A 21619-nucleotide genomic window follows, 5' to 3' on the forward strand; every position below is an offset into this window, starting at 1 on the left:
GTTTTGCGCGGCGCCCGACACTGGTCTAGAACGTCGTCATGTCCACTTCACCGACCACGCTTCCGTTCGAGGAGCTCGCCGAGGCCATCCAGGGCCGCCGCTCCGACTACGGCCACATCAGCGGGCTGCGGCTCGACCGGTTCGCGCCGGGCGAGGCGTGGTCGAGCCTGCCCTACCGTCCCGTCTTCGTCGGCGACACCGAGACCGGCGTGCTGCATGGCGGCGTCGTCACCGCGATGCTCGACGAGAGCTGCGGCATGGCCGTTCAACTCGCGCTCGACGGCACGCGCGCGATCGCGACCCTCGATCTGCGCATCGACTACCAGAAGCCGGCGACGCCGGGCCTCGACATCAAGGCGCATTCGGTGTGCTACCGCACCACGCGCTCGATCGCGTTCGTGCGCTCGACCGCCTATCAGGACTCCGAGGACGATCCGGTCGCGACCGCCACCGCTTGCTTCATGATCGGCGCCAACCGCACCAACATGCTCGCCGACCGCAGGATGGATACGCGCAGCATCCCGACGCTGGAGGCGCCGGACGATCCGGATGGCCCCTTCGCCAACAGCCCGTTCGCGCGCTGCCTCGGCATTCGCGTCAACGACGACGGCACGCTGACGATGCCGTTCTCGCCGAAGATCATCGGCAACCCGATCCTGCCCGCCATCCATGGCGGCATGACCGGCGCCTTCCTCGAGACCACCGCGATCGTCGGCGTGACGCGCGAGCTCGGCATCGCCGCGCTGCCCAAGCCGATCGGACTCACTGTCAACTATCTGCGCTCCGGCCGCGCCCTGGACACCGTCGCCAACGTCTCGATCGTGAAACAGGGCCGGCGCATCGTAGCCTTCGAAGCGCGGGCCTGGCAGGACGATGCGAGCAAGCCGATCGCCACCGCTTTCGGCCATTTCATGCTGCGGCCGACGCCCGGAAACGACGAGGAATAGGCGTATTTTCCCTTGACGGCGACGGACCGGGCCACAACGATAGCGCGTTTCCTGCGAGAGGTATTGGGTTGCGGCATCCGCTCGACATCATCGCCATGTTCGCCGCACTTTGGCTGCTGGCATCGATGGTGCTCGACGCGCTGACGCCGAAGGAGCTGACCGCGGTCATGATCGGCATTGCGATCGGGCCCGCCATCGTCATCACCGCCGTATTCTATTATCTGCGCTGCCCGCGCACCGATTTTGCGGTGATGTTCGCAGCCCTCTGGCTGATCTCCGACATCGCCATCGCCTTCATCTCCCCGAAGGAGCTGCCGCATTTCCTGATCGTGCTCGGCTTCGTCCCGGCGCTGCTGATCGGCATCGTGCTGCACTGGCAACGCTTCCAGCACCGCCACGAGCGGCTGCCCGCGCCTTCCGCAAAGCGCGGTTAGCGCGGCAGCAGATTCGTCTTCGCGAGATCGACGACCTCGTCGCCGCGGCCGTTCATCACCGCGCGCAGCACCCAGAGGCTGAAACCCTTGATCTGCTCGGGCGTGATGGTCGGCGGCATCGACAGCTCCTGCTTGGCGGTGACGACGTCGAGCAGCGCCGGTCCGTTATGGGCCAGCATCTCCTTCATGGCGCCCGGGAGCTCGCCGGGATCTTCGACGCGCTTGGCGAAGATGCCCATCGCGCGCGCCATCGCCGCGAAATCGGGATTCTCCAGGTCGACATTGGTGTCGACGAAGCCGGCGGCCTTCATCTCCAGCGCGACGAAACCGAGCACGCCGTTGTTGAAGACGACGATTTTCACCGGCAGCTTCATCTGCGTCAGCGTGATCAGATCGCCCATCAGCATGGTGAAGCCGCCGTCGCCCGACAGCGAGATCACCTGGCGGCCGGGCTGCGCAGCCTGCGCACCGATCGCCTGCGGCATGGCGTTGGCCATCGAGCCATGCACGAAGGAGCCGATCAGCCGGCGGCGGCCGTTCATGTCGAGATAGCGCGCGGCCCACACCGTCGGCGTGCCGACATCGGCGGTGAACACGGCGTCGTCGGACGCATGATCGCTGATGACCTTTGCGAGATATTGCGGATGGATCGGCTTGGCTCCCGGCGTGCCCTTGGCGAGCGAGTCGAGCCCTTCGCGCGCCTTCTTGTAATGCGCGATCGCATCGTCGAGATGCCTGCGCTGCGTCTTGGTCTTCAAGAGCGGCAGCAGCGCCTCGATGGTGAGCTTGACGTCGCCGACGAGGCCGAGATCGATCTTGCAGCGACGGCCAAGATTGTCCGGCCGGATGTCGATCTGCGCGACCTGGCAGTCGGTCGGGAAGAACTGCTTGTAGGGGAAATCGGTGCCGAGCATCACGAGCGCGTCGCAGGCGTGCATGGCGGCATAGCCCGAGGAGAAGCCGATGAAGCCGGTCATGCCGACATCGTAGGGATTTTCGTATTCGACGTGCTCCTTGCCGCCGAGCGCATGCACGATCGGGCTCTTGAGGGCCTCTGCAAGCTGCATCAGCGGCGCATGTGCCCCGGCGCAGCCGCGGCCGCAGAACAGGGTGATGCGCTCGGCGCCGTTCAGGAGATCCGCGAGCGCCTTCAGTTCGTCGGCCTGTGGCACGACCTTCGGCGACGTCAGCGCGAGGCCGCGCGCCGTCGACAGCGCACGCTTCGGCGGCGTGCGGAACGCAACGTCACCGGGCATGGCGATCACGGCGACCCCGCGCAGGCCCACCGCAGCACGGATCGCATTCTCCAGCACGTAGGGAAGCTGGCTCTGGTCCGAGACCAGCTCGCAATAATGGCTGCATTCGCGGAACAGGTTTTGCGGATGGGTTTCCTGGAAGTAGCCACCACCGATCTCGGCCGATGGGATCTGCGCCGCGATCGCCAGCACGGGAACCCGGCTGCGATGCGCGTCGAACAGGCCGTTGATCAGGTGCAGATTGCCGGGGCCGCAGGAGCCCGCACAGACCGCGAGGCTTCCCGTCATTTCGGCTTCACCGGCAGCCGCGAACGCCGCGACCTCCTCGTGCCGGACATGGATCCATTCGATGGTGCCGCGACGGCGCAGCGCCTCGGTGAAAGCGTTCAAACTGTCGCCGACGATGCCGTAGATGCGCTTGACGCCGGCCTGTTCGAGCGTTGCCACGAACAGATCGGCCACGTTGTTGATCGCCATGTCGGTCTCCTGATCTCGCTGGTAGCGCAAGATAGGATACAAGGCGGCTGTGACGACATCACGGCTTGTTTATTGCCGGCTCAGTCTTTCGCAATCGCCCGATCGTAGGCTGCGATTGTCACCTTTGCGCGAGCAGCGACATCGGCGGCCGTCATGTCGGGCTTGTAGAGGCTGGAGCCGAGCCCGAACGCCGTCACGCCGCCCTTGATGTACTCGGCGAAATTCTGGTCGGAGACACCGCCGACGGCGGCGATCATCACGCCGGCCGGCAGCACGGCGCGGATCGCGGCAATGCCGGAGGCGCCGAGAACGCTCGCCGGAAAGAATTTCAGGCTCGACGCCCCCGAGCGCGCTGCGAGCAGCGCCTCGGTCGGCGAGAACACGCCGGGCATCGTCACCATGCCATGCTGATGCGCGCGCGCCAGCACGTCGGTGTCGACATTCGGCGACACCATCAGCCTGCCGCCGACATCGTGGAGACGATCGACATCCGCCGCGGTCAGCACCGTGCCGGCGCCGATCAGCACGCCGGTGGGCGCCTGCTTCACGGCGGTGGCGATGGAGCGGAACGGATCGGGCGAGTTCAAGGGAATCTCGATCGCGGTCATGCCGGCCTCGATCAGGACGCTGACGATCGCCTCGGTCTCCTCGGGCTTCACGCCGCGCAGGATTGCGACCAGCGGCCGCTTCATCGGCGGAAAGGGAACGCTCATCTCAACAGTCCTTCTACCTTGTCCAGATCGCCGCAGCCGCCATCGACAGGCCGCGGCGGACGGCCTCGTCGGCCTCGATCGACGCGACAGTCACCGACAGCGCGTCAAAGGCCAGCTTGTACAGCATCGCGAGCCGCCCCGAGGCGATCAGGATGACACCCGCTTTCGGCAACGTCCCGGAGAGGCCTGCCGCCAGTTCCACGCCGATCAACGTGCCCGAAAGCGTCTCGCGCGCCGCGGCCGGCGTGCCGCCGAACAGGAGCTGCCGCGACCGCGCGCCAAACAGCAGGTTGGCGGCGAAAGCCGGCGCCTCGAAGGCAGCGACCGCGGCTGCCTTGAAGCTCGCGACATCCTCGGCATCGTCGGCACCGGCCACCGCGAGCGACAGAATCGTCTCGCGCGAGACCACGCTGAAAAGCTCGCCGGTCATGAAAGTGGAAAAATGCGCGACCGTGCCGTCCTTGACGCGCACCCATTTCGAATGCGTGCCGGGCATGCAGACCAGCGCCTCGCCTGCCGCATCCAGGCCGAGCGCGCCGAGCAATTGAGTTTCCTCGCCGCGCATCACGTCCGGCCTCGCCACATCGCGCTGCGCGATGCCAGGCAGGATGCGGATGTCGCGCGCTTCGCCGGGCACCCGTACAGCCTGCTTCAGGATCGCGGCAAGCGGCGCCGGCGTATCGACATAGCCAGCCTCGACCCAGCCGGTGCGGGCACCGGCCATGCCGCAGACGAGAACGGGGAGCGTATCCGGCGCCTCGACTGCGGCCAGATGCGACTGCAGCACGGCGGCGAAGCCGGCCTTGGCGGCTGCCATCATGCCTTCGCCGCTGCGGCGTTCGGCCAGGACCTGGCCAGCACGGTCGATCAGCCAGAGCCGGAAGCTGCTGGTGCCCCAATCCACCGCGACATAGGCAGGCTCGCTCATATCAATTCCCACGTCCTGATATCCTGGCGCTTGTCTCAACGCCAAGACGCCGTCTCGCGACGCGTGAGACGATCGCCTCAAGGTCCGCCCCGAGATATCGGCAATTGCCCGCGTAAACCAGCCCTTTCTCGGGCGTTGGGCTGCTCCGGCCGCTGGCACACCGCTTGCTCGAGCAGCTCTGTTCACGTCCAGGAACCGCGCGACAAGACGCGTCAACATCAGATGAGGAAACCCATGGAGATCGGCTATTTCACGATGCCTTCGCATCCGCCGGAGTGCGGCCTGAAGGAAGGAAACGACTGGGACCTGCAAGTCATGCGCTGGCTCGACGAGCTCGGCTATCAGGAGGCCTGGGTCGGCGAACACCACACCGCCCCCTGGGAACCCAATCCCACGCCGGATCTCTTGATCGCGCAGGCGCTGATGCAGACCAAGAATATCCGCATCGGACCGGGCGGCTTCCTGCTGCCCTATCACCACCCGGCCGAGCTCGCCAACCGCGTCGCCATGCTCGACCACCTGTCCGAGGGCCGGCTCAATTTCGGCGTCGCGGCTAGCGGTCTGCCGAGCGACTGGGCGATGTTCAACGTCGACGGCATGAGCGGGCAGAACCGCGACATGACCCGCGAGGCGCTGGAGATCATCCTGAAGCTTTGGTCCGATCCCGCGCCCTTCACCTACAAGGGCAAATTCTGGACGGTGACCAAGCCGGACACGATGTTCGATTTCCTCAAGCCCCATATCAAGCCGTTGCAGGCGCCGCATCCGCCGATCGGCGTCGCCGGGCTGTCGAAGAATTCGGACACGCTGAAGCTCGCCGGCGAGCGCGGCTTCATTCCGATGAGCCTCAACCTCAATCCGGCCTATGTCGGCAGCCATTGGGACTCGGTGGAGATCGGCGCCGCCAAGACCGGGCGCAAGCCGAACCGCCAGGACTGGCGGCTGGTGCGCGAGGTGTTCGTCGCCGACACCGACGAGGAGGCCTGGAAGCTCTCGACCGGCGACATGATGGGCCGGATGATGCACGAATACTTCCTGCCGCTGCTGGGTCATTTCGGCTTCAAGGACTATCTGAAGCACGCGCCCGACGTGCCCGACAGCGACGTCACCGTCGAATATTGCGCCAAGCGGAACTGGATCGTCGGCTCGCCCGCGACCGTCGCCGAGAAGATCGAAAAGATCTACGACGAGGTCGGCGGCTTCGGCGTGCTGCTGGTGTTCGGCTTCGACTACAAGCACAAGCCGGAAGCCTGGCACCACTCGCTCTCGCTGCTCAGGAACGAGGTGATGCCGCGCCTGAAGCATCTCGGCTCCGCGAAGAAGGCGGCTTGACGCGCGGCGGGTGCGGCGCAATCGTGTCGCACCCGCACCCGTTTCGGAGATTTCCGCGTGAGCGTCGACGCACAGGATTTCAAGCAGGCGATGCGCCAATGCGCCGGCGCCGTCGCGCTGGTCACGGTCGGTGCCGAGCACGGGAAGCGCACCGGACTGACGGTGACATCAGCCTGCTCGCTGTCGGACAATCCGCCGTCACTGATCGTCTGCGTCAACCGCAACGCCAGCGCGCATGCCCGCATCCGCGAGGAAGGCGCGTTCGCGATCAACTTTTTGCAAGAGGACCACGCCCTGCTCGCGCTCACCTTCAGTGGCCAGAAGGGTGTCAACGGCGACGACCGCTTTGCGTTCGGGCAATGGACGCGCGGGGTGACCGGCGCACCCGTGCTGACGGATGCGGTCTCCGCATTCGATTGCGTGCTGGCGCAGGAATTCGAGACGAAAACGCATTCGATCTTCGTCGGCGAGGTCCGCGGGGTGTCGCATTCCGACGGGGTTGCACCGCTCGTCTATCTGCGCAGCAGCTTCCACGTTCCCCACGAAATCCGCGGCACCGTTTCAGTCGGCGACCTCGATTCACGGCATCTGAGCTGGACGGATTTTTCGTAAGGGCGGCATCGCAGGTGCGCTCCCTCGCCCCGCTTGCGGGGAGAGGGTTGGGGTGAGGGGGAGTCTCCACGGGGACGGCAATAGTTGGACTCGCGGAGAGTCCCCCTCACCCGCCGCGCTTCGCGCGTCGGCCTCTCCCCGCAAGCGGGGAGAGGCGAAGCCTGGGACTCGCTCCTCGACGCTACTGCGCGGTCTCGATCTTCAGCTGCTTGATCTTGCGATACAGCGTGGCGCGGCTAAGCTTCAGCGCACGCGCCGCTTCTGTCACGCGGCCGCCGTGCTTGCGCAGCGCCTCGACGATCGTCGCGCGCTCGGCCGCAGCGAGGTCCGGTTCCGCCGCACGGCCACCGAACGGCGGCAGATCGAGATCGGCATCGGCGATGACGCCGTTCTCCGCGGTGCAGCCGGCAAGCCGCAGCACGTGTCGGAGCTGGCGCATGTTGCCGGGATAGTGATAGGCCGAGAGCAACGCCCAGGCCTCGTCCGACAGGCGGCAATTGGGCGCTTCCTCGCGTGCGATCTGGCGAATGATGTCGTCGCGGTCGGCGCGCTCGCGCAAGCTCGGCAGCTTCACCTCCATGCCGCGGAGACGAAAATAGAGATCGGCGCGGAAGGCGCCCTCCTCCGCCATGCGGCCGAGATCGCGGTGCGTGGCACTGATCAATCGGATATCGACGGGCACGGGCTTGAGTGCACCGAGCGGCCAAACCTCGCGATTTTCCAGCACACGAAGCAGACGCGTCTGCAATGCGATCGGCATGTCGCCGATCTCGTCCAGGAACAGCGTGCCGCCGTCGGCCTGCACGATCAGCCCCTTCGAGCCGTCGCGCCGCGCGCCGGTGAAGGCGCCGGCCTCGTAGCCGAACAGCTCGGCATCGATCAGGCTCTCCGGCATCGCCGCGCAGTTCAGCGCGACATAGTGGTTACGGGCCCGATTGCTCGCAGCGTGAATCGCGCGCGCGAACACATCCTTGCCGACGCCGGTCTCGCCATGCAGCAGCACCGGCAGATTGTGATCGCCGATGCTCCTGAGTCGTTTTACGCTTTTGATCAGGCCGGGATCGCGGCCGGCGAGCCGGTGCAGCGCATCGAAGCGGTCGACGGGGGCGTCACGAGGCCGCGTGGATGACCTTGCGCGCAGCGGCGGCGCAACATGACCCTGGCCCAACGGGCTGCCGTCGGCGCGGCGCAGCTCGACCACCTCGTCGGCGCTGCGCGCGACGTGATGATCGAATCTGACATAGCGCGACAGATCGATGCCGGAGGCGATCATGCCGTCAGTGAGGCCCAGCAGCGCGCGGGCGGAGCGACAGGCGCCGACGATGCGGCGGTCGTCGTCATAGGCGAGCAGGCCGCTGCCGCCGTCGCCCGGCACGGTCGCGATCCAGGCATTGCGGAAATGCCCGCGGAAGATCGCGCCCTCGATCCGCCGTGTCGCCTCCATCGTGACCGCGAGCGCAAGCTGGTGCGCGGCGCGTGCGAGATCGTCGCGGCAGGAGGTGATGTTGACGGCGCCGGCAAGGCGGCCCGCCTGGTCGAACAGCGGCGCCACGGCGCAGGAGAACATGTGCCACTGCGCACGAAAATGCTCGTCGCGGTGCACCAGGATCGGCTTCTCCTCCGCAAGGGCGGTGCCGAGGCCATTGGTGCCCTCGAAGGCTTCTGCGAAATTGGAGCCGGTGTAGATCTTCCAGTCCATGAACATTCTTGCGTCCGCTTCCCCCGGCAAGCGGCTGAACAGCATGGTTGCGTTGACATCGGCCAGATTGACGCAATAGCCGGCGTCGCGCAGCACGCGGGCGAGATCGTCGAGCTCGGGGGTCGCGAGCCGGATCGTCTCCTCGAGCGGCTCGGCAATATGCCGGATCTCGGCCTCGGTAAGCGTCTGCGGCGGCCCCTGACGGGCGGGATCGAGCTTGTGGCTGATCAGGCAGCGGCGCCAGGAATTGGCGATCCGCGAAGAGGCATCGACGTCGGCCACATGATTGGCGACGGACAAGACACGGGCGACATGGTTCGAGGCCGACAAGCTGGCCATCGCGGACGTCTCCACCCTGTATTATGGTGCAAAGTCTGGCACCACAGGCCGGGATGTCAACCGGGAACGGGCGCGGCGCTCCTTCTCGTCATTCCGGGGCGCGCGTAAGCGCGAACCCGGAATCCCGAGATTCTCAGGTGTGCAATTGCACACCATAGTTCGATGCTCCGCATCGCCCCGGAATGACGTCGTCTACAAATTGCTGCACCGCCCTCACCACGTATCGATACACGGCCGCCTCTTCGCCGTCCTTGCCGGCGGCTTCGGCACTGACCTAAGCCCCGCCATGATCCAACGCCGCGTCTCCGTGGGGTCGATGACGTTGTCGATCTCGAACACGGACGCGATCGAGACCGCCTTGCCGTTGGCGTAGAGCTCGGCGACCTTGTTGCGGTAATAGATCTCGCGCTCTTCGGGATCGGCGATCGCCTCCATCTCCTTGCGGAAGCCGAGGCGGACATAGCCTTCGAGGCCCATGCCGCCGAATTCGCCCGTCGGCCAGGCCGCGGTGAAGAACGAGGCATGGAAGCCGCCGCCGATCATCGACTGCGCGCCCAGCCCATAGCCCTTGCGCAGCACGATGCCGAACAACGGCACGGTGAGGCTGGCGCCGGTCACGAACATGCGCGAGACGTGGCGCACGATCGCGGTCTTCTCCGCTTCCGGACCGACCATGAAGCCGGGCGTGTCGCAGAGCGAGACAATCGGCAGATCGAAGGCGTCGCACAGCTGGAGGAAGCGCGCGGCCTTGTCGCCGGCATCGGCATCGATGGCGCCGCCGAGATGGCGCGGGTTGTTGGCGATCAGGCCGAACGGCTTGCCTTCGATGCGGATCAGCGCGGTGATCATGCCGACGCCGTAGTCGCGGCGCAGCTCCAGCACGGAATCCTTGTCGGCGACGAGATCGATCACGCTGCGGATGTCGTAGACGCGCAGGCGGTTCTCGGGGATGGCGCGGCGGAGCAGGCGCTGGTCGGCGGCTTGCCACTCCGTCACCGCGCCCTGGAAATAGGACAGGTATTTCTGCGCAACGGACGTCGCCTCCTCCTCGTCCTCGACGAGGATGTCGATCACGCCGTTCGGCGACTGGAACGAGACCGGGCCGACCTCGGCCGGATGATAGACGCCGAGACCACCGCCCTCGATCATGGCGGGGCCGCCCATGCCGATCGAGGCGTTCTTGGTCGCGATGATCACGTCGCAGCAGCCGAGCATCGCGGCATTGCCGGCAAAGCAATAGCCGGAGACGACGCCGATCACAGGCACAAGGCCGGAGAGCCTTGCGAACTGCACGAAGGACGGGCCGTCGAGACCTGTCATGCCGAGCCGGTCGGTGTCGCCGGGCCGGCCACCGCCGCCCTCGGCGTAGAACACCAGCGGCACGCGCCAATCTTCCGCCAATGTCAGCATGCGGTCGATCTTCTTGTGGTTCATGTGGCCCTGCGTGCCCGCGAGCACGGTGTAGTCGTAGGCCACGACGATGCAGCGCGCGCCCTCCGGGCCGAAATGCTCCGCATTGACGGTGGCAACGCCCATCACGAGGCCGTCGGCCGGCGTGTTCTTGATGAGATCATCGAGCTTGCGCCGGCGGCGCTGCGCAGCGATCGCGAGGCTGCCGTACTCCATGAAGGAGCCGTCGTCGACGAGCTGCGCGACGTTCTCGCGGGCCGTGCGCTGGTTGGTGTTGCGGCGCCGCTCGACCGAGGCCGGCCGGTTCGCATCGAGCGTGTTGGCCTGTCGCGCGATCAGCTCGGCGAGGTCGGGGCGGATATGATCAAGATCGACATCGGTCTCCGCCGCGGAATGATCGGCCGCGACGTCGAGCGGCTCGAGATACATGATCGGTTCGCCATGCATCAGCGTGACGCCATCGCCGGCGACGAGCTTCATCACGCGGCCGCCCTGCTCGGCCATGACGAGATGTTCCATCTTCATGGACTCGATCACGGCGAGCTGCTGGCCGGGACGCACGACCTCGCCTTCCTTCACCTGGATGGTGACGATGGTTCCCTGCAAGGGTGCCGCGACCATCACCGTGCCTTCAGGCACGACCTGCACGACTTGGGCCTCGGTGCCGTGAACGCCGCTTCGCTCGGTCGCGGCAAAGTAGAGCGGCTTGGCCGCGCCGTCGGCCGCCTCCACGAGCTTCGCGATGTTGCGGTCGATGAAATCGGTCGCGATGCGATTGGTCCTGAAATCGGGATGCGCGAGTACCGCCTGGAGAAAGGCGATGTTGGTGACGACGCCGTCGATCCGGAATTCGCGCAAGGCGCGCGAAGCCTTGGCGACCACGTCATGCCAGGCCTCGCCCGGCGTATATACGATGACTTTTGCGAGCAGCGAGTCGAAAGCCGCGCTGGTCTTGTAGCCCGCATAGCCAAAGCTATCGACACGGACGCCGGGTCCCGACGGCGGCTCGAACACGGCGAGCACGCCGCCGGTCGGATGCGTCGCGCCTGTCTCGTCCAGCGTCTCCATGTTGACGCGGAGCTGCATGGCGTAGCCGCGCGGCTTCGGGATCGATCCTTGCGCAAGGTCGAGCGAGGCCAGCGTGCTGCCCGCGGCGACGGCAAGCTGGGCGCGGACGAGGTCGAGGCCGAGCACCGCTTCCGTCACGGTGTGTTCGACCTGGAGCCGCGGATTGGCCTCGATGAAGGCAAAGCTGTCCTCCGCCGTGCCGTCGACCAGGAACTCGAAGGTACCGAGATTGTCGTAACCCGCGGCGGTCGCGAGTTGCTTCGCCGCCTCGATGATGCGACCACGCAAGGGCTCGCTCAGCGACGGGCTCGGCGCCACCTCGATCAGCTTCTGGTGCCGACGCTGGATGGTGCATTCGCGTTCCCAGAGATGAGAGATCGCGCCATGGCGGTCGCCGATGATCTGCACCTCGATATGGCGCGCCTGGCGGATCAGCCGCTCGGCATAGACGCCGTCGAAGCCGAACGCCGCCTTGGCCTCGGACTGGCAGCGCGCATAGGCTTCCGCGAGGTCAGTCGCGCTCTCGACCACGCGCATGCCGCGGCCACCGCCGCCGGCCATCGCCTTGATCACGATCGCCGCGTTGCTGCCAAGCGACGTGAAGAACGCCGTGATCTCCTCCAGCGAGGACGGCCCGCTGGTGCCGGCGATGATCGGCACGCCGCAGCGCTTTGCCAATTGCCGCGCCGCGACCTTGTCGCCGAACAACTCGAGCGCCGCGGCCTTCGGCCCGACGAAAACAATGCCCGCGTCGCCGCAAGCCCTGGCGAACGCCGCGTTCTCGCTGAGGAAGCCGTAGCCGGGATGCACGGCGTCGCAGTCGGCGCCCTTCGCCGCCTTCACCACGGCCTCGATGTCGAGATAAGCCCGCGCGCCGCGGCCGGGGATTTCGACCGCCTCGTCGGCAACACGCACATGCAGCGACAGCGCGTCATCCACGGGGTGGATCGCAACCGTCGCAATGCCGGCGTCGGCAGCTGCGCGCGCGATACGAATGGCAATCTCGCCGCGATTGGCGATCAGGAGTTTCTTGAACGACATGCAGCTGTCTCCATGCCCAGCGAGCCGAGGCGAGGGTCGGCAGGTTCGATGATCCTGCTTCTTCACTTTAGCCGCGGCCGTCAAGGGTCGGGAAGCCGGTCGCGACGATGCTCCCGCGGGCCGGAATATCAGTCGGCGGCGCGCGCGGTGATGAGGCGAATAATCCGCCGTACGGCAGACGGGATCGGCGCGATGACCGGCACGGTGAACATCGGCTGGAGCTCGCGCGCGGCCTCGCCGAGCGGCCCGCCGCCGATGATCACCGCCTCGGCGCCATCCTGCGCGATGCAGGCCTCGACCGCACCGGCGAGGGCCGCACGGAGTTGCGCCGGGTCGCGCATCAGGTCTTGCGGATCGCCCTCGGCAAAGCGTGTGCCGGTATAGCAGGATCGCAATCCCAGCGCGTCCGGCAGGGCGTCGATCTTGGATTTGAGCAGCGGCGTCGTGGTCGCCACGCCGAAACGGCGGCCGTTCTCGGCGGCTTCCAGCATCGAGGACTCGCCGATGCCGACCGCGAGCGGTGTCACGCCAGCCCTGATCGCGCCCAGGCCGGGATCGCCGAAGGCCGAGACGATGAAGCCGTCGCATGCGCGCGCGTGCACCTGTGCAATCTCGGCAACTTCAGGTGCAGCCGCCTCCAGCGCATCCGGCGTCACGATCATCGAGGGCGCGCGGGTCGCGGTGGCACCGACGATCTCGATGCCGCCGGTAGCGACAGAACTCGCGATGGCGACCATCATCGCGGTGGTCGGCTCGAGACTGTTCGGATTGATCAGGAGGATGCGGCGCGGCTGCCGACCGGGGTTTTGGAGCATGCTCCTGCTATACTAGGCCGCCCGCACCCCTGCAACGAAGGTGCTGACTTCATCCTGGAGCGATTGCAGCTTCTGCGTCAGCCGTCCGCTCGATTGCAGCACGAGGCCGGCGGCCTGGCCGGTCTCCGCCGTCGCCTCGGTGACGCCGGAGATGTTCTGCGAGACCTGGTCGGTGCCTGAGGCCGCCTCCTGCACGCTGTGGGCGATCGCCTGCGTCGCGGCGCCCTGCTGCTCGACCGCGGCCGCGATCGACGACGAGATCTCGTTGACCTCCATGATGGTGCTGCGGATGCTCTCGATGTTGCCGACGACCTGGTTGGTCTCGGCCTGGATCGCCGAGATCTGCGCGCCGATCTCGTCGGTGGCCTTCGCGGTCTGGCTCGCCAGCGACTTGACCTCGCTCGCGACCACGGCAAAGCCCTTGCCGGCTTCGCCGGCCCGCGCGGCCTCGATGGTGGCGTTGAGCGCCAGCAGGTTGGTCTGCGAGGCGATCTGGTTGATGAGGTCGATGACCTCGCCGATCTTGTGCGCGGCCGCCGCCAGCCCCTGCACGGTGTCATTGGTGCGCTGGCCGTCCGCGGCCGCCTTGTCGGCGACGCTTGCTGCCTGCGCGACGCGCTGGCTGATCTCGCTGATCGAGGACGACAACTGGCCGGCGGCGGACGCCACCGTCTGCACATTGCTGGAGGCCTGCTGGCAGGCGGTGGCGACGAAACTCGCGCGATCGGTTGCCCTGTTCGCGGTCTCCGACATGCCTTGCGCCGCCTGCTGCATCTCCCGCGCCTCGTTGAAGACGTCACGGACCACGGCCTGGACGCTCGCCTCGAACCTGCCGGCGAGATCGGCCATCGTCTTGCGCTTCTCGTCATCGGCCGTGCGCTTCAGCACGTCCTGCTCGGCATGCATCTGGCGCACCGCCGACGCATTGTCCTTGAACACGGCGAGCGCCTTGGCAAGGCCGCCGACCTCGTCACGGCGATGGGTGTAGGGTACATCGAATGCGCTGTCGCCGGCGGCGAGGCGCTCGGTGAGCGCGGTGATCTTGGCGAGCGGCCGGGTGACGCTGCGGCCGATCACGAAGGAAGCGCCGAGCACGAGGACGAACACCGCAAGGCCCACGAGCGCGAACATCATCGCATCCTGGCGGAACACGGCGTCGACGTCGTCGATATAGATGCCGGTGCCGATGATCCAGCCCCAGGGCGCAAAGCCCTTCACATAGGAGATCTTGGCCACCGGCTGCTCGAAGCCGGGCTTGGGCCAGAGGTAGCTGTAGAAGCCCGCGCCCTGCTTGTTGACGACGTCAACGAAACCCGAGAACAGGCGGTTGCCGCTGGGGTCCTTCATGTCGGAGAGATCCTTGCCGTCAAGCTCGGGCTTGATCGGATGCATGATCATCTTCGCGGCCATGTCGTTGAGCCAGAAATACTCGACCTTGTCGTAGCGCAGGCTCTTGATCTCTGCCATCGCGGCCGCCTGCGCCTGCTCGCGCGAGAGTTTTCCTTCGCCCTCGAGCTTCTGATGGTGCGCCAGGATGCCGTAGCCGACATCGATCATCTGCTGCGTCTTGGCCTGGCGGTCGGCGATCATTTGCGTGCGCAGGGTCGAGAGCGCGATCGGCGCCAGCGCGATCATGCCGAGGAGGCTGATGCCAACGATCAGGACCAGCTTGAAGCTGATGCGGGAGAAAATCATCGGTGCTCGCGTGAATTGGCAATACAGATATGCCAGATTATCCCGAACGCCTTAGCAAAGCCTTAAGCATTCGGGTTCCCGCGAAATTGCGCGGTGAGGTCCATGGCTCACGAGTGACATCCTCTCCAACGCGACGTTCGGCTTGCCTTGAATAATTCCAAACAGCCGGCGCGCTGCCCCGCAGATCCGCGCCCAAAATCTAGAAGACCTCGATATTGGTCTGCCGCACGTTGACTTGCGCGAGGCTCTGGCAGAACGATCGACGCAGATATCAAGCGCCAGCCGCGGCGCGAGCGAAGCCAAAGGCCAGAGGCTCAATGCAGCAATCTGCTTATGTCAAATCCGTCGATCTGCCGGCGCTTTGCGCGGCCGAGCGACTCTTCATCTGGGGCTTTCGGGCAAAGGCACGCAGCGGAAGCGCCGTTCCGACCGCAGCCGATATCCAGCAGGTGTACGACCATTTCCGCGTGGGCGATGCCGTGCCCTCGCTGGAATCCATCATCGAGATCTTTGCCTGCACGGCGCACACCGCCATCGAGGTCCACTGCCCCACCTGTCCGCGCGTGTCGGACAGCGAGCACGGGATCATGCGGGCGATCGCCGCGGCGCAGAAGGACCAATTCGACGTCGCGCGCGAGCAGTTCGCGTGCTGGCTGCCGGCGGTCGGCGCCGATTGGGCGCTGCATCCCGTCCGGGGGCTGGCGACGATCTTCCGCATGGCTGGTCTCGTTCTGCCCGACCGGCAGGTTCAGTCGCTCGACCTTGACCGKACGATGGCCATGAAGAGCTGGCTGGTGGGAAGTCCCACCTTGCACTGACGAGATCATTCATGATCCAGGATGCATGCGCTTCGATGCCGGCCTCGTCTGCGGAGGCCGGTCAATCGCGGCTCTGTCCGCTCGACGCAGCGTTTTCGGCGCGCCCGAGCGTGGAATGCTACGATGATTTTTGCCGCGTCGCGCTCTCGCTGTTCCGCTTCATCGGCGCGGCCTATGCGACCGGCGCGTCCGATTGCTGGGATGCGGCCTATCGCTTTGCCGACGAAGCGCCCGGCATTGCCGACAGTCCGCTGCTGGTCGCGCGGGTTGCGGCCCTCGTCAGAATTTTTCGCAGCGGCCGGCCGTGCAATCTCTGCTTCATGCCGCCGTCCTGTCGCCGCCTCTCGAAAGACGAGACGGAGTTGATGAGACTGCTGGCGGCCGCGCGCCGCAAGCAGCCCGGTGAGATCGCGTCGATCGTCTGCCAGTTCGTCGGCACCGAGAACGGAGATGCAGCAACGCGGGCCATCAACGCGCTTGCCTTCTGCTGACGCTCCACCTAGCGACTCGTCTTGTCGAGCACGAGATCGGCGGAGAACTGGTCGTGAAGGCCGGGGCACTGCGATGGCTGCATTGAGGTTCAGCCTCCCGCATGCCCACCGTGGCGGCGGTGATATGCGCTTGGCGACGGCCAGGGCCAGTCCTTCAGTGTCGTTCGATCCGGGTCGAAGATCTCGATCTTGAGCGCATGGCATGCCGCAGCATCGCTGGAATGGGTTGCGCTGCAATCTCCACCGGGGCAGGCCGACAACGCACCGAGCAGGTCGATCTCCGCTAGAAACTCGATGAAGTCGCCGGGACGGACCGGACTTGCCTTCATGAAATATTGGTGCGTGTCCTTCGTGAAGCCGGTGCACATGAAGACGTTGAGCACGTCGTGGACATGATGCTCCGCCGCGCCGGGATCGACATTCAAGTCGGAGGCAAGCGCGCGGGACAGGTTGGAATGGCAGCAGAAATCGTAAGCCGTGCCGTTCAACAGGAGATTTGTATAGGGATCGCAGCGCGTGCCGATGACATCATGAATGCCGGCGCCGTCCTCGTCGAAGCCGTACCAGCCGAGCGTGTCGTGACTGATGGTCGCCATCGGCCGAAGGTAGGGCATGTTGCTCCAGAGCCGGTCCCCGGTGCCGACATGCGTGCCATGGAGCGCCCGCGTCTTGCCGCTGAAGAAGCGTTCGGAGAGATCGTCCGCATTCCAGAGATTGAGGTCGCCGACCTGAGGCCCCTCGATGCTGACGATGCGGAAGAACTGGCCGCGCGCCACGCGAAATGTTCTGGCATCGCGGGGCGGCACGATGAGCTCGTGCGTCTTGACCATCGTGCGGCGAGCCTGCTCGAGCGCGGCCATGTCGGGCCCGGGCATCGTGCCGGCCGGATAGACGATCGCCGGTTTGGCGGCGCGGCGCGAGGCCGCGTCAGCGGGTGGAATCATGGGCGACATGCCTGGCTCATCCCTGCGACTGCAATCCATCCTACCGCCTCACCTCACCCACTCGCAACGCACCCCTCCATGATCCCATCGAGCTCGGTGCGCGAGAGCACTCCGAGCTCGGCGATGAAGACGATGCGGGCGCGCGGCACGCCCGACGCCGGGGCATCGCCCGGGGCCAGCGTGGCGCGGCCGGCGGCGAACTGAAACACCATCGGGCGGCCGGGCTGCTCGATCGTCTCGAACAGACCTTTGGCGCGGGCAAGTTTTGGCGCCAGCCGGCCGATGGCCTGCTGCAAGCGCGGCAGCGAGAGCAGCCGCTCGGACGTCCAGCTCAGCGTCTCGAAGCGCTGTTCTGCCGGCCGTCGCGGCCCGGGCCGGCGTGGCGCGGGCGCGCGATCGACAGTCGCGGGAAACAGCAGTGCGGACGGGATCTCGCCGTGTTTCGCATCGACCACCACGGCAGGGACGCGCTGCGCCCGGATGGCCTCGCGTATCCGGGCGCCCGCGCCCTCGTCCGCCAAATCGATCTTGCTCAGCGCCACCACATCGGCCGCGCGCAATTGCGAGCGCTGCAGCGCGTCGTCCAAGGCGGCCAACGGGGCCGTCGCGTCCATCACGCAGAGCACTGTTTCCAGCAGCGCCTCGCGCAGGATCACGGGATCCAACAGGTTGCGCACGATGTCGGCGGGATCGGCCACCCCGCTGGTTTCGATCACGATGGTGTCCGGCCTTGGATCGCGCCGCAGCAGCGTCGAGAGCGTGCGCAAGAGATCGCCTTCGAGCGAGCAGCAGACGCAACCGTTGCTGAGGCTCACCACGCCGTCGCTCGCGCCCGCGATCAGCTCGGCATCGATGTTGATCGCGCCGAAATCGTTGACCACGGCGGCGATCCGCCGTCCCTGCGCATGCGCCAGCAGATGGTTCACGACGGTGGTCTTGCCCGCCCCCAGAAAGCCCGTCACCAGGAGGATGGGGACCGGCATGTGTCAGCTCGCGACGACGGGACGGCGCACAGGACGGCCGGGCCGTGCCGCCACATCCAGCATGCCGTCGGTGATCAGCGGCTGGCCGCTGACGATCAGATGCCGCACGCCCTCCGAGGGGCGGTTCATCGCCGTGAAGGTCGCGCGGTCGCTGAGCTTCTCGTAGTCGAACACCACGATGTCGGCATCGGCGTCCTTCGCAAGCCTGCCCTTGGCGCGCATCGCCGGCGTGCTTTGCGACAAAATCTCCGCCGGGATCAGCGCGCATTTGCGCACGCCTTCGAGCAGCGACACGGACTTGCGCTCGCGCACCCATTCGCGGATGAATTTTGTGAAGCAGCCAGCCGAGCGCGGATGCGACGTCGCGTCATCCGGCAGCGGCCAGGCGTCGCCGGTGTAGGTCTTGCCGTCCGACTTCGTCCACGGCATCGCGTCAGAGGCGATCGCACCGCCGGGATACAGCACCGACATGTCGAGGAGATCGCGGTGGTGCGCATTGTTCTCGGTGTCGAGGATATGCCACAGCACCAGCGAGGACGGTTCTGCGGCCTGTGCCTTCAAGAGCTCCTCGCGGTCGTGGAAGCGGTGGCCGTCGGTCACGCGCTGCACCGAATCGTAACCGGTGCCGTTGCGCGCGACGAACTCGGGATCGCTGAAGAAGGCCGCCGCCAGCACGGTCGAGCCGGTGCCGTAGGGATACGCCTCGACCGTGATCGGCAGGCCCTGCGCCTGCGCCTTCTCGACCAGCACGCGGCAACGCTCGATGTCGGTCTTGCTGGACGAGTTGAAATGGCAGATGTGCATATGCGCGCCGGTGGCGCCGGCATAGCCGATCAGGCGGATATAGGCCTCCGCCGCGCTTTCGGGATCGATGCGGGACATGTAGGCGACGTGGGTGAAGGTCGGCACGTCCCGCGCGGCCGCGAGCTGGCAGACCGCAGTCAGCTCCTGCACGCCGGCGCCCGGCGCATAGGCGTTGAGGATGCCGATGCCGATGCCGCCTTCGTTGAGGCCGCGCGCGAGGCGTTCGAGGATGCCGGCCACCTCCGCATCGCTCGCCACGTTGTCGATCCAGCGGCGATCGCGCGTCGCATTGCCGAGCGCCTCCAGCGAGCTTTCCGTATTGGAGCCCGTCATCGCGCCGATGCGCGCAAAGGCCCAGTTGGTGGCGGCGCCGTAGTTCAGCACGCGCCCCTTCCTGGCCTGGCGCTCATACCAGGACGCAACCGGCAGCACGCCGGCTTCGAGATCGAGCGTGGTCGTCACCCCGTCGAACGCCTGCATGCGGTCGGCGGGAAGCGACTGGCCGTGCGCGTGCAGGTCGATGAAGCCGGGGGCGACCACGAGCCCGGTCGCGTCGATCACCCGCTCGGCGCCGCCGAGCGCAGTGCCGACCGCGACGATCTTGCCGTCCACCACCGCCACATCGCCGACGGCATCCATCCCGCTCGCCGGATCCACCACCCGGCCGCCAGAGATCACCAAGCCGCTCATGTCGTCACTCCCGAAAGCTATTTCCAAAACCCCCAAAGGCCCGGCAGCCGTTCCGGAGGTCCGTCGCGGCGCATAGAGGCAGATTCCGGGAGTGACGACCACCTCCACTGAAGCTGATGCATCATGCTTGCAGGGAGGGTCCGACGCTTGGCGGGGATATCGAGCTTTGGGGCAGCGACGCCGCAATCCATGCGCGAGGCAGATCACAAACATGCGGGGGCATCCTCGCGGCACGTTTGGCCCGAGTCATGCTTTTGTTGTCACCCTCTCGAAAGAAAGGGCGCAGGGAAGACCGGGCGCCGGCTGGCACCCACAAAACCCCCATGCGAAGATATTGCACGCGAATGCACAGGGGAGACACAGGGCAGCCGAGACGTCCGGCCTTCCCTGCGCGATGGTTTGACGGCCTATGCCGCGCTCTCCCCGGAGACGAGTTCCTTCTTGCCTCCGTCACTTCTGCGAAATTCGCAACCATCCCGCCGGTTGACGCGATGACGCCTTCGCAAAAGCTTGACCGTAGCAACGACGGCCAGGACCACACGGTTTCGCCGTACGCAGRCAACCCTGCTTCGCCAAGAGGCTTCGCAGGGATTGAAGCGCCGTCCGTCGATCGCGGTTCGCGCCATGCTCACGAGGTTCATCTCGCCCTGCACGCACAAGCCCGCCTTTAACGCCGCCCAGCCCGCGTTCGTGACGACGTACGACCGCCCCTTTGCTGGGCTGGGATGGTCGACACATACGACAAATCCGAATTTCGGTAAAGTGGAATATTTTCGGCATGGCCGCTTGACACGGGAATTTCGGACTGTTTTGCCCGTCGGGCCGAGGTCCATTCGCCGGGCGGGCTAACGCGAAGCGCGACGCTCGCTGATAGTATCTCATCGAGATACCAAGGCCCTTGCAATTCGTATCTCGACGGGATACGTATTGCCGTGATCAAGAGCTTCAAGGGGAAGTTTGCCGGGCCGATCCTTCAGGGCCGCACGGTCCCGAAGGGCTTCCCGGCGGATATCGCAAAGGTCGCGCGCCGAAAACTGATCATGGTGGACGCCGCCGACTTTCTCGATGCTCTGAACTCGCCTCCCGGCAACCGCCTTGAAGCTCTTAAAGGTGATTTGGCGGGCAAGCACTCGATCCGCATCAACGATCAATGGCGGATCGTGTTCAGATGGACCGCTGCGGGTCCCGAAGACGTCGAGATCACGGACTACCACTAGTCAGACCGGCCGGCCTGTGGCCGACCAAAGGAGTTTGCAGATGGCAAGGAAACTTCCGCCGATTCATCCCGGCGAGATCCTGCGTGAAGAATTTCTCGTTCCGCTCAGGCTAACGCCCTACGCGGTCGCGGCCGCCCTGAACGTGCCCCGCACCCGGATCGAGCGCATTGCGCGCGAGGAAAAGCCCGTCACGGCGGACACTGCGCTGCGGCTCGGCAAGTTCTTCAAGACGGGCGCTGCATTCTGGATGAACATGCAGGCACGCTTCGACCTCGAAACCGCCGAAGACGTGCTCGCACCAGAGATCAAGAAGATCGCGTCTTACGAGGCGGTATGAGAGCGATTCAGTCGCGGGTACTGGATATCTGGTGAATACCCGAAGCTTAAGAGTTTGGGGTACTGTCAACGTCGTTCCCACGGCGCCGTTCGCCGAACTCGACTTGCGAGGAGTTCGCGGGGTTGACGGTGCCGATCGGGAACAATGATCAGGCGGCGGCGGAACACCATGCCAGTACGTATCGAAGACATGACCGAAGCCTTCGAGTTCGCCAACACCAACGGCGACATGGGGGAATTTCACGCCTACGTCTGCAAGCAGACCGGGAAGATCCATTTTCAAACCGATTTCCCGGACACAGCGGAGTTGTACGACGAACTGCCGGACGACATCGACGACGAGGAGAAATACGTCGCGCTCCCGGACAAGCGCGAACTCGGCCTCGGCAAGCCGCTGGTGCTCGACTTCGCTCGCGAGTTCCTGCCCGACGATTTCGACGACGTCCGCGATGCCTTCAGCAGGCGGGGCGCCTATCCGAAATTCAAGGCCCTGCTCGTCAGACGAGGTGCGATCGATCGCTGGCATGCTTTCGAAGCGAAAGCCACGGAGCAGGCATTGCGCGACTGGTG

General features: G+C 65.9%; 19 protein-coding genes. 9 read left to right on the plus strand and 10 right to left on the minus strand.

Annotated features, from left to right (window positions below):
• Positions 1–38 precede the first annotated feature (38 nt).
• Complete coding sequence (locus tag ACXJMY_RS28185) at positions 39–947, plus strand: PaaI family thioesterase (RefSeq protein ID WP_456622615.1); 909 nt, start codon at positions 39–41, stop codon at positions 945–947.
• Positions 948–1015: 68 nt separating this feature from the next.
• On the plus strand, positions 1016–1381 hold the full coding sequence (locus ACXJMY_RS28190) for a hypothetical protein (RefSeq protein ID WP_456622616.1): 366 nt from the start codon (positions 1016–1018) through the stop codon (positions 1379–1381).
• On the opposite strand, the gene poxB is transcribed toward ACXJMY_RS28190, so the two are convergent.
• The 3 genes from poxB to ACXJMY_RS28205 all read right to left on the minus strand — a co-directional run bounded on the left by poxB (position 1378) and on the right by ACXJMY_RS28205 (position 4755).
• Entirely contained in the window at positions 1378–3114 is a 1737-nt protein-coding gene (gene poxB, locus ACXJMY_RS28195; RefSeq protein WP_456622617.1) for a ubiquinone-dependent pyruvate dehydrogenase, read from the minus strand. The genes ACXJMY_RS28190 and poxB overlap by 4 nt on opposite strands.
• Before the next feature lie 80 nt (positions 3115–3194).
• Entirely contained in the window at positions 3195–3827 is a 633-nt protein-coding gene (locus ACXJMY_RS28200; RefSeq protein WP_456622618.1) for a 2-dehydro-3-deoxy-6-phosphogalactonate aldolase, read from the minus strand.
• A 13-nt stretch (positions 3828–3840) separates the two neighbouring features.
• Positions 3841–4755 carry a 2-dehydro-3-deoxygalactonokinase gene (locus tag ACXJMY_RS28205; RefSeq protein WP_456622619.1) on the minus strand — a complete coding sequence of 305 codons (915 nt, stop codon included), beginning with the start codon at positions 4753–4755 and terminating at the stop codon, positions 3841–3843.
• Between the two features lie 234 nt (positions 4756–4989).
• Here ACXJMY_RS28205 and ACXJMY_RS28210 point away from each other — a divergent pair, with 234 nt between their 5' ends.
• Positions 4990–6087: an LLM class flavin-dependent oxidoreductase gene (locus ACXJMY_RS28210; RefSeq protein WP_456622634.1), complete on the plus strand. Its 1098-nt coding sequence runs from the start codon at positions 4990–4992 to the stop codon at positions 6085–6087.
• A gap of 57 nt (positions 6088–6144) precedes the next feature.
• Positions 6145–6699, plus strand: coding sequence for a flavin reductase family protein (locus ACXJMY_RS28215; RefSeq protein ID WP_456622620.1), 555 nt, complete (start codon positions 6145–6147; stop codon positions 6697–6699).
• Between the two features lie 181 nt (positions 6700–6880).
• Here ACXJMY_RS28215 and ACXJMY_RS28220 read toward each other — a convergent pair whose 3' ends face one another.
• The 4 genes from ACXJMY_RS28220 to ACXJMY_RS28235 form a co-directional block, all read right to left on the minus strand.
• Entirely contained in the window at positions 6881–8737 is a 1857-nt protein-coding gene (locus ACXJMY_RS28220) for a sigma-54-dependent Fis family transcriptional regulator (RefSeq protein WP_456622621.1), read from the minus strand.
• A 213-nt stretch (positions 8738–8950) separates the two neighbouring features.
• Entirely contained in the window at positions 8951–12256 is a 3306-nt protein-coding gene (locus ACXJMY_RS28225) for a carboxyl transferase domain-containing protein (RefSeq protein ID WP_456622622.1), read from the minus strand.
• 128 nt (positions 12257–12384) lie between these two features.
• A complete protein-coding gene (locus ACXJMY_RS28230) occupies positions 12385–13071 on the minus strand; it encodes an aspartate/glutamate racemase family protein (protein ID WP_456622623.1) in 687 nt (228 codons plus the stop codon).
• A 12-nt stretch (positions 13072–13083) separates the two neighbouring features.
• Positions 13084–14766: a methyl-accepting chemotaxis protein gene (locus tag ACXJMY_RS28235; RefSeq protein WP_456622624.1), complete on the minus strand. Its 1683-nt coding sequence runs from the start codon at positions 14764–14766 to the stop codon at positions 13084–13086.
• Positions 14767–15083: 317 nt separating this feature from the next.
• Here ACXJMY_RS28235 and ACXJMY_RS28240 point away from each other — a divergent pair, with 317 nt between their 5' ends.
• Both ACXJMY_RS28240 and ACXJMY_RS28245 read left to right on the plus strand, forming a co-directional pair.
• Positions 15084–15584, plus strand: coding sequence for a hypothetical protein (locus tag ACXJMY_RS28240; RefSeq protein ID WP_456622625.1), 501 nt, complete (start codon positions 15084–15086; stop codon positions 15582–15584).
• An 11-nt stretch (positions 15585–15595) separates the two neighbouring features.
• Complete coding sequence (locus tag ACXJMY_RS28245; RefSeq protein ID WP_456622626.1) at positions 15596–16075, plus strand: hypothetical protein; 480 nt, start codon at positions 15596–15598, stop codon at positions 16073–16075.
• Positions 16076–16164: 89 nt separating this feature from the next.
• Here ACXJMY_RS28245 and ACXJMY_RS28250 read toward each other — a convergent pair whose 3' ends face one another.
• From ACXJMY_RS28250 to ACXJMY_RS28260, 3 genes are read right to left on the minus strand one after another with little or no spacing between them, the layout of a single operon-like run.
• Positions 16165–17028 (minus strand): urea carboxylase-associated family protein, encoded by an 864-nt coding sequence (locus ACXJMY_RS28250; protein ID WP_456622627.1) that lies wholly within the window; start codon positions 17026–17028, stop codon positions 16165–16167.
• Between the two features lie 44 nt (positions 17029–17072).
• Positions 17073–18002: a CobW family GTP-binding protein gene (locus ACXJMY_RS28255; RefSeq protein ID WP_456622628.1), complete on the minus strand. Its 930-nt coding sequence runs from the start codon at positions 18000–18002 to the stop codon at positions 17073–17075.
• Between the two features lie 3 nt (positions 18003–18005).
• Positions 18006–19496, minus strand: coding sequence for an amidohydrolase family protein (locus ACXJMY_RS28260; RefSeq protein WP_456622629.1), 1491 nt, complete (start codon positions 19494–19496; stop codon positions 18006–18008).
• A 932-nt stretch (positions 19497–20428) separates the two neighbouring features.
• Here ACXJMY_RS28260 and ACXJMY_RS28265 point away from each other — a divergent pair.
• The 3 genes from ACXJMY_RS28265 to ACXJMY_RS28275 all read left to right on the plus strand — a co-directional run.
• Positions 20429–20713: a type II toxin-antitoxin system RelE/ParE family toxin gene (locus ACXJMY_RS28265; protein ID WP_456622630.1), complete on the plus strand. Its 285-nt coding sequence runs from the start codon at positions 20429–20431 to the stop codon at positions 20711–20713.
• Between the two features lie 40 nt (positions 20714–20753).
• The gene (locus tag ACXJMY_RS28270; RefSeq protein WP_456622631.1) at positions 20754–21050 is read left to right on the plus strand and encodes a HigA family addiction module antitoxin; all 297 of its coding nucleotides are present in this window, start codon (positions 20754–20756) and stop codon (positions 21048–21050) included.
• A gap of 189 nt (positions 21051–21239) precedes the next feature.
• Positions 21240–21619 (plus strand): hypothetical protein (locus ACXJMY_RS28275; protein WP_456622632.1); only part of this gene is annotated, 380 nt, incomplete at its 3' end.

It is taken from the genome of Bradyrhizobium sp. P5_C12, assembly GCF_054049735.1.

Coding starts and splice junctions, on each gene's coding strand:
- ACXJMY_RS28185 (WP_456622615.1), top strand. CDS start 39: ATGTCCACTTCACCGACCACGCTTCCGTTCGAGGAGCTCGCCGAGGCC.
- poxB (WP_456622617.1), bottom strand. CDS start 3,114: ATGGCGATCAACAACGTGGCCGATCTGTTCGTGGCAACGCTCGAACAG.
- ACXJMY_RS28200 (WP_456622618.1), bottom strand. CDS start 3,827: ATGAGCGTTCCCTTTCCGCCGATGAAGCGGCCGCTGGTCGCAATCCTG.
- ACXJMY_RS28205 (WP_456622619.1), bottom strand. CDS start 4,755: ATGAGCGAGCCTGCCTATGTCGCGGTGGATTGGGGCACCAGCAGCTTC.
- ACXJMY_RS28210 (WP_456622634.1), top strand. CDS start 4,990: ATGGAGATCGGCTATTTCACGATGCCTTCGCATCCGCCGGAGTGCGGC.
- ACXJMY_RS28220 (WP_456622621.1), bottom strand. CDS start 8,737: ATGGCCAGCTTGTCGGCCTCGAACCATGTCGCCCGTGTCTTGTCCGTC.
- ACXJMY_RS28225 (WP_456622622.1), bottom strand. CDS start 12,256: ATGTCGTTCAAGAAACTCCTGATCGCCAATCGCGGCGAGATTGCCATT.
- ACXJMY_RS28230 (WP_456622623.1), bottom strand. CDS start 13,071: ATGCTCCAAAACCCCGGTCGGCAGCCGCGCCGCATCCTCCTGATCAAT.
- ACXJMY_RS28235 (WP_456622624.1), bottom strand. CDS start 14,766: ATGATTTTCTCCCGCATCAGCTTCAAGCTGGTCCTGATCGTTGGCATC.
- ACXJMY_RS28245 (WP_456622626.1), top strand. CDS start 15,596: ATGATCCAGGATGCATGCGCTTCGATGCCGGCCTCGTCTGCGGAGGCC.
- ACXJMY_RS28250 (WP_456622627.1), bottom strand. CDS start 17,028: ATGTCGCCCATGATTCCACCCGCTGACGCGGCCTCGCGCCGCGCCGCC.
- ACXJMY_RS28255 (WP_456622628.1), bottom strand. CDS start 18,002: ATGCCGGTCCCCATCCTCCTGGTGACGGGCTTTCTGGGGGCGGGCAAG.
- ACXJMY_RS28260 (WP_456622629.1), bottom strand. CDS start 19,496: ATGAGCGGCTTGGTGATCTCTGGCGGCCGGGTGGTGGATCCGGCGAGC.
- ACXJMY_RS28270 (WP_456622631.1), top strand. CDS start 20,754: ATGGCAAGGAAACTTCCGCCGATTCATCCCGGCGAGATCCTGCGTGAA.